Origin of the sequence: Pseudomonas knackmussii B13 (assembly GCF_000689415.1) — a bacterium.
Taxonomy (GTDB): Bacteria; Pseudomonadota; Gammaproteobacteria; order Pseudomonadales; family Pseudomonadaceae; genus Pseudomonas; species Pseudomonas knackmussii.
This window is the reverse complement of sequence record NZ_HG322950.1, coordinates 1,344,404-1,354,763: the sequence shown is the minus strand read 5'-3', so window position 1 is coordinate 1,354,763 and position 10,360 is coordinate 1,344,404. Positions and strand designations below refer to the sequence as shown.

12 protein-coding genes and 2 pseudogenes are annotated in these 10,360 nt (G+C 62.4%); 3 read left to right on the top strand and 11 right to left on the bottom strand.

Features of this window, described 5'->3' with window-relative positions:
* Positions 1 to 8: 8 nt before the first annotated feature.
* The 3 genes and pseudogenes from PKB_RS06425 to PKB_RS06415 form a co-directional block, all read right to left on the bottom strand.
* The gene (locus tag PKB_RS06425) at positions 9 to 1,166 is read right to left on the bottom strand and encodes a tyrosine-type recombinase/integrase (RefSeq protein ID WP_043250033.1); all 1,158 of its coding nucleotides are present in this window, start codon (positions 1,164 to 1,166) and stop codon (positions 9 to 11) included.
* Between the two features lie 107 nt (positions 1,167 to 1,273).
* A pseudogene (locus tag PKB_RS30305) lies at positions 1,274 to 1,387 on the bottom strand (Y-family DNA polymerase); the annotation flags it as partial.
* Entirely contained in the window at positions 1,380 to 1,811 is a 432-nt protein-coding gene (locus PKB_RS06415; RefSeq protein WP_052355199.1) for a LexA family protein, read from the bottom strand. The pseudogene PKB_RS30305 and the gene PKB_RS06415, both read right to left, overlap by 8 nt.
* An 82-nt stretch (positions 1,812 to 1,893) precedes the next feature.
* Here PKB_RS06415 and PKB_RS30505 point away from each other — a divergent pair.
* From PKB_RS30505 to PKB_RS06400, 3 genes and pseudogenes are all read left to right on the top strand, one after another.
* Positions 1,894 to 2,600, top strand: a pseudogene (locus tag PKB_RS30505) (SOS response-associated peptidase).
* A 101-nt stretch (positions 2,601 to 2,701) separates the two neighbouring features.
* Entirely contained in the window at positions 2,702 to 3,079 is a 378-nt protein-coding gene (locus PKB_RS06405; RefSeq protein ID WP_043250029.1) for a helix-turn-helix domain-containing protein, read from the top strand.
* Positions 3,069 to 3,554, top strand: coding sequence for a M78 family metallopeptidase domain-containing protein (locus PKB_RS06400; protein ID WP_043250027.1), 486 nt, complete (start codon positions 3,069 to 3,071; stop codon positions 3,552 to 3,554). Before PKB_RS06405 ends, PKB_RS06400 begins: the two co-directional genes overlap by 11 nt.
* A 341-nt stretch (positions 3,555 to 3,895) precedes the next feature.
* Here the strand turns inward: PKB_RS06400 and PKB_RS06395 are convergent, their stop codons facing one another.
* The 8 genes from PKB_RS06395 to PKB_RS06360 all read right to left on the bottom strand — a co-directional run bounded on the left by PKB_RS06395 (position 3,896) and on the right by PKB_RS06360 (position 10,329).
* Positions 3,896 to 4,156: a hypothetical protein gene (locus PKB_RS06395; RefSeq protein ID WP_043250025.1), complete on the bottom strand. Its 261-nt coding sequence runs from the start codon at positions 4,154 to 4,156 to the stop codon at positions 3,896 to 3,898.
* The gene (locus tag PKB_RS06390) at positions 4,153 to 4,527 is read right to left on the bottom strand and encodes a hypothetical protein (protein ID WP_043250023.1); all 375 of its coding nucleotides are present in this window, start codon (positions 4,525 to 4,527) and stop codon (positions 4,153 to 4,155) included. The genes PKB_RS06395 and PKB_RS06390 overlap by 4 nt, the downstream gene beginning before the upstream one ends.
* 9 nt (positions 4,528 to 4,536) lie before the next feature.
* Positions 4,537 to 4,950 carry a cell wall hydrolase gene (locus PKB_RS06385; RefSeq protein ID WP_043250021.1) on the bottom strand — a complete coding sequence of 138 codons (414 nt, stop codon included), beginning with the start codon at positions 4,948 to 4,950 and terminating at the stop codon, positions 4,537 to 4,539.
* A gap of 255 nt (positions 4,951 to 5,205) precedes the next feature.
* The gene (locus PKB_RS06380) at positions 5,206 to 5,910 is read right to left on the bottom strand and encodes a hypothetical protein (protein WP_043250019.1); all 705 of its coding nucleotides are present in this window, start codon (positions 5,908 to 5,910) and stop codon (positions 5,206 to 5,208) included.
* Between the two features lie 9 nt (positions 5,911 to 5,919).
* On the bottom strand, positions 5,920 to 7,752 hold the full coding sequence (locus tag PKB_RS06375) for a hypothetical protein (protein ID WP_043250017.1): 1,833 nt from the start codon (positions 7,750 to 7,752) through the stop codon (positions 5,920 to 5,922).
* Positions 7,749 to 8,078, bottom strand: coding sequence for a hypothetical protein (locus PKB_RS06370; protein ID WP_052355197.1), 330 nt, complete (start codon positions 8,076 to 8,078; stop codon positions 7,749 to 7,751). The genes PKB_RS06375 and PKB_RS06370 overlap by 4 nt, the downstream gene beginning before the upstream one ends.
* A gap of 2 nt (positions 8,079 to 8,080) precedes the next feature.
* A complete protein-coding gene (locus PKB_RS06365; protein WP_156957998.1) occupies positions 8,081 to 9,700 on the bottom strand; it encodes a hypothetical protein in 1,620 nt (539 codons plus the stop codon).
* A gap of 116 nt (positions 9,701 to 9,816) precedes the next feature.
* On the bottom strand, positions 9,817 to 10,329 hold the full coding sequence (locus tag PKB_RS06360) for a hypothetical protein (RefSeq protein WP_043250015.1): 513 nt from the start codon (positions 10,327 to 10,329) through the stop codon (positions 9,817 to 9,819).
* Positions 10,330 to 10,360: the final 31 nt, after the last annotated feature.

Sequence of the window (10,360 nt, the reverse complement as noted above, 5' to 3'; positions counted from 1 at the left end):
GTATTACCTCAAGCGCTTGGAGTAGTTCCTGTGAGGAACATCATGTCGATCTCGTCTTCATGGGCGAGGACGGACTGGGCCTCGAGCTGGTTGATTAGGTGCAGGTACACCATCGTTGTCTGGACGTCCGAGTGCCCCATCCTGTCGCGGACATAGAGCAGAGGCTCTCCTTGGAAGTCTCGGCTCTTCCTCAGCGCCCGGAGGGTATAAGTCCCATAGGTGTGGCGGAGCATGTGGGCCCGGACGTAGAAGCCACACTTGCGCTCATATGCCTTCATCACATCAACGATGGAGTCTTTCGAGTACTGCCTCCCTTGCTTGGTAAGCACCAGAGCGGTGGCGCGCTCATTTCCGGCCGCCTTGCGCACCTCACGCACATGAAGTGAGTACGACCACATGTCCTCCATCAGCGACCAGGGCACGTCGATAGTCCGAGGCCTGCTGTACTTGAGATACATGTCTGATGGGTCAAGGGCGACGCTGATCATCTGCCCAGGGCGTAGCCCCTTCTTGAGCCGAGGATTGAAGACGTACTTTTGAGGAAAGGTGCGTGCCTCGCAGGAGCGCAGACCAGTACGAACCATCAGGTGGAGCAAGATCCGGTGGCTTGGATCGGTGTCCATAGCAAGGCAAATCTTCGCCTGGTCTTTGGTCAGGAATTTGGTCAAGCGTCTACGCTCCCGCACCATAACCGAAGGCTTCTTGCTCTCGGTATTTGGCCGCGCTACGTGGCTGAGGAAACCGGCATGCGGTGTCGTCCTGACCCTGCGCTCACCAAACGGCAGTACAGCGATCAGATCGCGCTGCTTGGCCCATTGGTAGAACCTCACCACCAGACTCAGGCGCTTGTTTAAAGTGCTGGGGTCTAGCTCCAGCTCACTGCTCGACCAGTCGCGATACCGTGATAGGACACTCAATCCATCTGCCTGGCTCTCTTCGTTCCACGCGAGATCGTTCGCTTCAAGAAAGGCGAAGTAGTCAAAGAGACGCCGGCCATAGGCCTCCCACGTCAAGGGGCTTAGAGCCTCACCAGACTCAATCAAGGTGTGCCAGAGGAAAGACTGCGCCGGCTCCACTGGCCAACCGTCGGCGCCAATCAATAGCGGAAAGCCTTCAAAGGATCGCCCTGCTACGACAAGGTCTTTTGTTGCGAACACCAGCCTCATTTCACAGCCTTACACACCAACCCAATGACTCCCTTTCCGAAGCTCTCATAGGCCTCTTCTCGGTGGTGCGGACTGTAGTTCATTTACTAACGGAAGCCACCCATCAGATCGTTATTCGAGAGCACGACGATGGGGGTCCTGGCCAGGTCCGGGCGGAAGACGCGCTCACAGCTGGCATAGAACGAGTTGCAATCGATCAGCGCGATCGCGCGCTCAGCCATGGTCGTGGCACCGCACGCTGTATCGAACCACGCCCCACACCAGTAACTCGTCGCCCTCCAGAATGTAGCGCGGCGGGTATTTCGGGTTCTCGGCGCGCAGGATGACCTGGCCGCCCTCCTTCGCCAGGCGCTTCACCGTTGGCTCTCCGTTCACCGCAGCGATCACGATATCGCCCGGCTCAGCCTCGCGAGAGCGATCGACGACCATCAGGTCTCCGTCGTGGATACCTGCCCGGATCATACTGTCGCCACCCGCTCGCACCAGGTAGGTGTGCGGCGCGCGTACTTGCAGGACCTCATCGAGGGAAATTTCGCGCTCGAGGTGGTCCTGAGCTGGCGATGGAAAGCCAGCAGGAACACGGAAGGCGAACAGAGGAAGGCGGCGCCCGCGAGCCACCAGGCGCGCAACTATGTCAGGAAGCATGAGAAACGTCCGGTAACTGTATATAAATACAGTAATAGACTACAGATGTTTCCTACAACGGGTCGTGAGACAAGCGGAGGGCATGACGATGTGCGGAAGGTACGTGACACCGGAAGAGGCAGAGATGGAGCGGTTCTGGCATATCGGCTCTCGGAATTCAGGGCTGTGGATCAACCGCGTCTACAACGTCGCGCCGACCACACAGGTGCCGATGGTGCTGCTTAATGAGGCGGGAGAACAGGAAGTGCTGCCGGCCCGCTGGGGGCTGATCCCGTTCTGGTGGAAGAAGGCTACCCCGCCGACGTTTTCGTTCAACGCGCGCAGCGAGGAAGCGGCGACCAAGCTGATGTGGCGCCAGGCGATCAAGATACAGCGATGCCTGATGCCAGCGGTGGGATGGTACGAATGGAACGAGAAAGAGCCGGCGGTGACCCGTGCTGGGCGGCCGGTGAACCAGCCGTACTATCACCACGCGGCCGACAACCAGGTGCAGGCCATTGCCGGGCTCCGGTCAACCTGGACCGGCCGGATGGACAGGATATGCTGAGCTGTGCCCTCCTCACCCGCGACGCTGAGGGGCCGGTGTCGGCTATCCATCACCGGATGCCAGTCATTATGGCGCCGGGGCAGTGGGCGCTCTGGCTCTCGCCGGAGACGCCCCCGGAGCAGATCCACAGCGCAATCGTGCTCAGTCGTACCGACTTCGAGGCCTATCGGGTCAGCACCGATGTCGGAAACACCACGAACCAAGGCACCGAGCTAATCAGGCCGCTCGCTTCCAGCGCTTGACGGAGCCCACCTCCTCAAGCATTATAGTTATCAACTAGATTACTTGAATCGCCGAGAGGCGAGTCACACCGTAGCATCAGGGGACCAACAGGGAGCTACCTATGTCGCTTACGAAATTTGGCACCGCCGTCAGAGAGTATCGGCGCCAATTGGGGCTGACACTCAGCAATATGGCAACCGCACTCAGCACATCGCCCGCCTTCCTTAGTGCAATGGAAACCGGTCGCAGCAAGGTACCGATGGAGTGGGTAGAGAAAATCGCGAGCTACTTCGCCGCTCAAGGAAAGGACGTCCAAGTGAATCGCCTCAAAGCGATGGCGTGCGAGTCGAACGACACTGTGTCGCTGGAGGGCCTGCCAGCCCACCACAAAATGCTGATCGCTGGCTTTGCCAATTCCGATCTTAATCAGGAGCAACTGACCAAGCTCGGAACACTGCTTTCCGAGATCTATGGGGAGAAAATCAAACATGACGCCTGAGACTGACGAAGACTACTGCATGCGGGGACATCGCGTCCCCGCCCTGGAGCCAGAGCTGATCAGCGACGTTGCCTACCGCGTCTGCAAGATCATTGGTATCAATAAAGCATCGTTCAAAAAAGGAAAAGCGGAGAAATTAGTCTCTCGCCTCGAAAATCACGGTATTCATCTCGATGTGATCGAAGACGATGAGTGGTTCGATGCGACCCGAGCGACTGTCGATCCTAGCAAAGGCATGATCTACGTTCCGAACAAGCTGTATACGGAGCTGTGCCGTGGCAAGGCCGAAGCGGTACGGATCTTCTTGCATGAGATGGGGCACATCGTGCTAGGACATCGCCCATTGCTCCACTTTGCTGAAGCACAGGCAACACTACTCGAAGACTCGGAATGGCAGGCGGATTACTTTGCAGACGCTGTTATGGATCTGCTTAAGCTGCCGAGGAGCGAAGCTCAGATGGAATTCAAGTTCTGACCGCTTACGTTTGCGGCGTAAGCAGTCAGAACTCGGTGGCTGGTTAACCCAGCCAGGAAAGTACTCCACTCGCTTTCCGCATACCGCGAACAGCTGGCAGAGGCAATCCGTAGCAGGTGCGTATGCTAGTCCCGTTCGTTTGGTCTGTCCACTCAGCAAGTAGTGGCCACTCTCGTTTAGGAGATAGGTCATGACCTACACCGACGAACGGGGCACCTTCATCCTTCGCTGGACTCGCCGCTTGAAAAACGGCCAGATCCTGCGCGCGGTAGGCAAGCCCTTCAAAATCTACATTAGCTGATGTAGTGAGTCAGAAAGGGCGGCCACTGGGCCGCCCTTTCTCACTGGCAGGCCTGCACCGCAGCGCGTAGCTGAGTCTCGTAGCCAATGTGTTGCTGACGCTCGGCTAGCAATGCCCGAACCTTCAGTTGCAGGCTGTCGCCCTTCTGCACAGATGTCGTGGACCACGTCGGCTCCTGCACCGGCGGTGTCCGGCACGGAACAACCACAGGGACCTCCACGCGCACCGTTCGCGGCTCGGCGTCCTGCCGGACGGCACATCCCGCCAGCGCGACCAACCCCCAAAACACCAGCCACTTCATAGCCCCAACTCCTTGTCGATCATGTCGGACGCAACCTGGACCGGGTCGCCGTCGACGTGCTCCTGCTGCAGCCGCTGCGCCGCGGCGAAGTGCTTGTCTGCGTGCTGCTGCGCGCCGGCCATAGCCTGCGCCGTCTTCGCCTGCCGGTGCTCGGCCTGGTTGGCCAGGCCTGCGATAGCGGTGTTCTGATCGCCCACCAGCGTCTCCAGGTTGCCGCGGGCGGCGCGGCAGGCCGTCAGGTCCTCGGCGGATTGGTCCAGCTGCGGCCGGTAGTGCCCGGCGGCCACCCACACGCCCAGTCCGGCGCCAGCGGCGACCAGCAGCATCGCGGTCAACACTACAGCGGCCACCTTCCACAGGAAGCTATGCATGGTTCCCTCCTAAGGAACGTCGCGGAAGAACACGTGCCGACCAATGGTGGCCGTGCGCTTTGCCTGCGCAGCCCAGGCCGGCGGCTTGGCCATGGTGGTGGCGTAGTAGTGGGTCGCCCCACCTGTAGGGTCGGGCTGGCTGCCGCTGATCACCGCCAGCGAGGCTTCACGGGCACGCAGGTATTCGCCTGCCGGGATCTGCTTCGCACCGGACAGGTAGGGGTAGTTTGGGTCGCTCTTGTTCCAGCAGCTGAACTGGTACGGCGCCTGGCAGACGCTGACGATGTCCCGCCCCCACCAGCTCGGCTTCGCAGCGCGGTTTCGGATCGTCCAGCCCACAGCGACCATGCCCGCCGCCCCTTCGCCGCGCGCCTCACCCCACAGCGTGCGCGCCAGCACATCCACATCACGATCTTGGCCCATGACTTCCTCCGGGCATGAAAAAGCCCGCGCTAGGCGGGCTGGTTGGGTTGAGTTTGCTACTCTCTGATCGCCAACTGGAGGGCGACCGATGAAGGAACAACGGAAGCTGCGCGGGATGCGCGCGCACGTCGATGAATTACTGAGCCAAGGTTGGCGAACCACCTCCCGCGACCCGTTAGCCTTAAAGCGCGGTCCGCAGCGACTGCACTACCGACACGGCATGCTGATCAACGCTCCCCTCTAGTTGGAACGGAGTCAGAAGGTGGTCAGGCCGGCGTAGTTCTGGATTCGGACGATCGTCTCGCCGTGCTGCAGGTACTCGATGATGTAGCCGCCGACCGGCGACTCGGGAATCGTCAGGGTGAACGACCCGTCTTCGTTGATCCCGGTCGTCCCCGCCGGCACATCGAAATGAGCGGAGCCGAGATCCGGCAGAAGAAGCACCAGGGGCCCGGTGCTAGTTGGCCAGAGCTCGATCAACTGCCGCGGGAAAGGCGTTTCCCCTTCGTTCCACCCGTAGCCGTTTACCGAAAGCGTCAGCTGCGCGGCTTCCGGCGGCTCCCAGAACCATGAACTCACATGATTCTCCGGGCCCGCGATGGTCAGCGTTGCCTCCTCACAGAGCTGCAGCAGGCCCCGGGCGTTCTCGAAGCGGCCCATGGACTCGGCGGTTACGTTGCAGCTGCAGAGCGTGCCAGCCGGCCAATCCAGCTGTGCGGTCCCCTCCTGAGAGCGCCGCAGCGGCTGGAAAGTCGTTCCATGCGGCTGATAGCGGATAACCTCGCGCGCCCCCGTACCATCAGCGCTGGAAAGGGTGAGCACCACCCATTCGCTCTTGCCGGGAACCAAGGCGGCCAGCTCATCCAGAGCGGCCTGCGCCAGTGGCAGCACGCTGTATTCGTCCGAGGGCAGCGCGCCCACGAGAGGCTCGCTGAAGTTGTTCAGCCAGAATTGAGGCATGGTTGCTCCTTAAATCCAGGTGCCGCGATAGCGGTTCGTTGGGCTCCAGTCGAGGTCGACGTTGAGCGCGTGCGTGATGGGGTGAAAGCTAGCCGTGAGGCGCGTTCGGTCGACGTTGTCGGTTGCGGTGCGCGGGTTGACCCAGGCCGAGCCGGCAGTGGCTACCGCCTTCTTCGACTTGGCCCACACCGGATCAGTGGCGGCACGGTCCTCGAAGCGCTCCACCCGCAGCGCGGAGGCGTGGTTGCAGAGCCGGACGACGTTGCAGTCAAAGCGCAGGTACGGATCGTCGTCCCCCATCAAGACGGACATGCCCACCCGCTGCACCGGCAGAGGCTCGTTGCCGGCACCGCCATAACCGCGCCAATGCAGATCGTGCGTCTTCAACACCTCGCCGTCGTATGTCAGGGTCAGCGGGTTGCTCCAGTGATCACCCGGCGGAATCGTGTGGAACGAGTCGGGGCCGCCGATCATGTAGCGCGCGGTCGCGCCGACCGGCGAAAAGACCAGATCAGTGAAGCCGTCGAGCAGTTCATCGTTGACGTTCAACGACACCGAGTACGCATAGCTGACGTTGACCGGGGCGGTGAACTCGCAGCGGGAGAACTCCTCCCCGTCGCGCTTGTGGGTCATCCGCTCGGTATAGGTGCCCGACGCATTGAGGGTCAGGGCGACAGTGACCGTGCCACTGCGTGACGGAGTAACCGCCGACCCAGTGACCAGCTTGTAGCTGCCGCTGTAGGTCATTTCCGGCGTGTTGTAGGTCATCTGGGAGTCTTTCTCCCAATCGATGGTCGTCCGCACCAGGTTGTTGTTCTCGTCGAAGACGACCGACACCAGGCGATTCTTCAGGTAGGCCTGACCAGCGTTGGAACCAATCGAGAAGTAGAACGCAGTCGTGGAATGGCCGTACTGCCAGCCCGGGGTTCCGACCTGCAACGGAGTGAACGGAATGGGCTCGTAGATTGCTTCGCCATGCAGCAAATTTCCGGAAGCGTCGCGTTCCTCAACCAGTACAGTCCCCTTGAACTGAGGCCGAATGCGCCAGTTGAACGGTATGTCTCCGACTGTCTGATTGTGACGATCACCGAACGTCTCGATGCGCGTGTGCAGCACTGACAGCGCGACCGTGAAGTTCGGGCCGTTCCCCACCAGGTCGAGCTGCAGGAACCCATAAGGCAGATCACGGATATCCGCCGGCAGCGTGCGGTTCGGCATAAGCGCGATAACCACCGAGCGCCCGTGACTGGCAATACTCGAGATCCGCATGACCAGCATCGAGCCGTTGGGCGCCACCAGGTCGGGCGGATTCTCCTGGCCGAGCGCGCCCAGGATGCCGCCAATCGACACCGGCGCGGCAACCGGATCGCCGACGTAGCCGAAAGGTGTGATATCGAAGCTGAGGCTCAGCGAGCCGCCCGCAGCAATGCTGCCATAACGGAGGCTGGGCGTGCCCGTCGGCTTCACCAGCCAGCGCTTGTTAGCAGGGTCGATGCAGACCCAGCCCTTGAGCGCCTGCCCAGCCAAGGCCTGTTTCGGCCCAGACAACAGGGCGTAGTTCTGCCACACACGCCCTTCCTGCAACTCGGCAGCCACCTCCTCCTCGGCGATGTCCAGCTCGGCGATGCCGGGCACCTTCACCAGGTGGACATTGCCCTGGTCCTCGTTGGGGATGCCCACAGTGGCGTCGACCAGCGAGCCAGCGATTTCGGCCGGCAGGGCGAACTGAAGCCCCGACGCCTTATAGACCGGCGAGGAGCTACCCACCATGGCCAGGCCATGGATGGAGTGGCCCCACCAGCGGACCTCGCCGAGGTCCAGGATGTTCATTTCATCGTTCATTCTCTCTCCGGCTCGGCGTAGATCATCAGCACCTCGGCGCCGTTGGAGTCGTGGAACGTCACCTGCTGGATTGGCTTCACCCGGAACGACCAGAGGCCGTCCGAGCTCTGCAGGGTCTGCTCGGCGTAATACGTGCGAGCGGCCGTTTCGACTATCGGACTGGCGATCCCGCCGACCGACCCGGTGGACGCCGGTTCCTCCCAGTTCCCCCGCCCCGTTGTTGCCGGGCGGGAGCCCTTGGGTTCCTGAGGGGACAGACTCCGCGCCTGACGATCCGTCGTCTGCAGGGCGTTGAGATCGCTCTTCAGTTGGTTGATGCCAGCCATCGCTAGAGCTCCAGCAAGTCGTTCGGAATGGCTACCCGGTAGGTGGCCGCCCGCTCCGCGGTGAACTCGTCACGGTGCGTAGCCGGCACTTCCGGCGCCGTCAGCTGAAAGCGCCGCGGGAACTCTTCCGGGGGCGTCCCTGGCGCCGGGTTGTCGTAGTTACCCGCGAAACCGTCGAGGGTATCGTCATAGACCAGCAGCGGATTCTTCCCGCGGATCTGACTGCCCAGCTGAATCAGCGAAGGCACGCTGCCGGTTGGCTGGGTATCTGGCGGAGCCGGTAGGTCATGCGGGTCCATCACCACGCCGCCGCCGCGACTGATTGCCAGCGTCAGCGTGGTGATCGCCGTCTGACTCTCCAGGCTCCACTCGTCGATGACCGAGAAGACCTTCCCGCGGGCCTGGCAACGATCACCAAGCTGCAGGGTGTCCACCAGGTCGATCACCCTCGCCATCGAGGTCGGCACTTGCCAGGAAACGCGGTTGGCTCGGTGCGCCTGTAGGATGCTGACGGTAGCCGTCGCCAACTGGCACTGAACGCTCTGGGTCAGGCGGTCGTCCTCGCGCAGGTCGATGACCCAGTCCTCAAGGTCATCTTGCTCGGCATCGGAGTCGGGCCCGCCGAAGTCGGCAGACTCCCAGTCCTTGGCGCGATCCAGCTCGCTCTCCAGCGATGCACCATCCCGTCGCAGCACCTCGCCGGCCTGGGCGATGCTGGCCGGCGCCTCGACCGAGAGGGTGTAGGTTTCCGTGATCGACTGCCCCCAGCGCATACCGCCCGTGAAGCTCGCCGCCAGCAGCAGGTTGTCGAAGTTGTTGATCCAAGCCTGCGGCGGGGTGCAGTAGATGCCTGTCGGCGGCAAGGCCAGCAGTTCGGCACCGTTCAAGAAGTGATAGCCCGCGCTGTTCAGCGCGTCCTTGATCATCTCCGTGCTCGGCACTTCCGACGACTCGTGCCGCCAGATGCAGAAGCTGGCGTCGATGGACGTGCCCTGGATATCGGGGTGCTGCCAGTCGTACTCCTGATGCCGCTCACGCAACCGCGTGAAGCGGTAGCTGATCGACAGCTCGACGCGGTTGACCAATTCCGACAGCTTGCCCAGTTCCACGGACAAGGACTGGTCAATCGTGCTGCCGGGGCCGAAGACCTTGGCCGGCGCGGTGGCAGCCCACGGAGTGACCCGCAGCTCCCCAGACAACGAACGGTCAAGGCTGGCCGCAATCGTGCCCAGGCGCTCCTGCGCGTACTCCCAGCGGCTGCGCCCGGCAACCGGCTCGAACACGTCTTCCGTCCAGAGGCCTCCCACCAGGGCGTCGATGTCGGCGATCTCCATCGCTTCGACCAGGTCCTGCAGGCGGTCGGTCGCCTCGCACGACACGATGCGATTGCGCGGGTCGTAGGTCGGTTGCTCCAGCCAACCCGAGAAGCGCTGCTCGATATCCCAGCCGCCCTCCGAGAGCTCCAGGTAGTAGATGTCGACCGGACGCCCCTTCCACCCGACCACGTCGACACCAACCGACGGCAGGTACAGCGAGAACTCGGCGATGGCCGCGGCCCCCTCCTCTCGCTCGACGCGCACCGAGCCAGTGAGCTGCGCGGTCATGTCGACACCACTAAGCACGACCTGGCACGTCCAGATCACCCCACTCGGAGGCTCTACCGGCTCCGGGCCTGAGCCAGAGGAGCCGCCTACCGCGTTCAGCGGCAGGCTGTTAAGCGGAACGCCATTGATCAGCATTACAGCTCCTCACATTCGAGGGTCCACGAGTAGGCGCCGCCGGCCTCCCCATCCATGCTTTCCTCCGGGCCCTTGCTCGACACCATGAAAACCGGCATCCAACTGACCCGATAGAGCGATGCCCCATCCGCTGGCTCAACCGTCGCCTGCTGGCCGATCAGGGTGACCGGCCGCCGCCACCAGAGGCCATCGACCAAGGCATCCGCCCACGGCGGAAAGTCCGGACGGACCTGCCCCTGGAGCTGCAGAACCGGATCGGCACCTTGCACCGAGCGCGGCTGCGTGCAGCGCAGCTCCAGCGGGTTGCGGTAGTCCAGCCCCTGGAGGCCGAGCGGCATCAGCCCTTGCCCGGAAAGGCTGATCGCGGTCCTTGCCCAGTGGGTCATAACGACGCCAGCGCCCTGACTGAGCCGGATCACCTCCGGCCCGCCGAGGGGCGAATAGCGCTGCGTCGGCGGCCCCGCATGGATGACCAGGGGAACACCGCCGAGCATCACTGTCGGCCTGTACATAGGAACTCCTCATTGGCCGGCAGCGCCGGCA

What these genes read in the sequence shown, in the direction of transcription:
- PKB_RS06375 (WP_043250017.1), bottom strand. Translation starts at nt 7,752, where the DNA reads ATGAACGATGAAATGAACATCCTGGACCTCGGCGAGGTCCGCTGGTGG.
- PKB_RS06370 (WP_052355197.1), bottom strand. Translation starts at nt 8,078, where the DNA reads ATGGCTGGCATCAACCAACTGAAGAGCGATCTCAACGCCCTGCAGACG.
- PKB_RS06395 (WP_043250025.1), bottom strand. Translation starts at nt 4,156, where the DNA reads ATGAAGTGGCTGGTGTTTTGGGGGTTGGTCGCGCTGGCGGGATGTGCC.
- PKB_RS06400 (WP_043250027.1), top strand. Translation starts at nt 3,069, where the DNA reads ATGACGCCTGAGACTGACGAAGACTACTGCATGCGGGGACATCGCGTC.
- PKB_RS06360 (WP_043250015.1), bottom strand. Translation starts at nt 10,329, where the DNA reads ATGTACAGGCCGACAGTGATGCTCGGCGGTGTTCCCCTGGTCATCCAT.
- PKB_RS06390 (WP_043250023.1), bottom strand. Translation starts at nt 4,527, where the DNA reads ATGCATAGCTTCCTGTGGAAGGTGGCCGCTGTAGTGTTGACCGCGATG.
- PKB_RS06415 (WP_052355199.1), bottom strand. Translation starts at nt 1,811, where the DNA reads ATGCTTCCTGACATAGTTGCGCGCCTGGTGGCTCGCGGGCGCCGCCTT.
- PKB_RS06425 (WP_043250033.1), bottom strand. Translation starts at nt 1,166, where the DNA reads ATGAGGCTGGTGTTCGCAACAAAAGACCTTGTCGTAGCAGGGCGATCC.
- PKB_RS06405 (WP_043250029.1), top strand. Translation starts at nt 2,702, where the DNA reads ATGTCGCTTACGAAATTTGGCACCGCCGTCAGAGAGTATCGGCGCCAA.
- PKB_RS06380 (WP_043250019.1), bottom strand. Translation starts at nt 5,910, where the DNA reads ATGCCTCAATTCTGGCTGAACAACTTCAGCGAGCCTCTCGTGGGCGCG.
- PKB_RS06385 (WP_043250021.1), bottom strand. Translation starts at nt 4,950, where the DNA reads ATGGGCCAAGATCGTGATGTGGATGTGCTGGCGCGCACGCTGTGGGGT.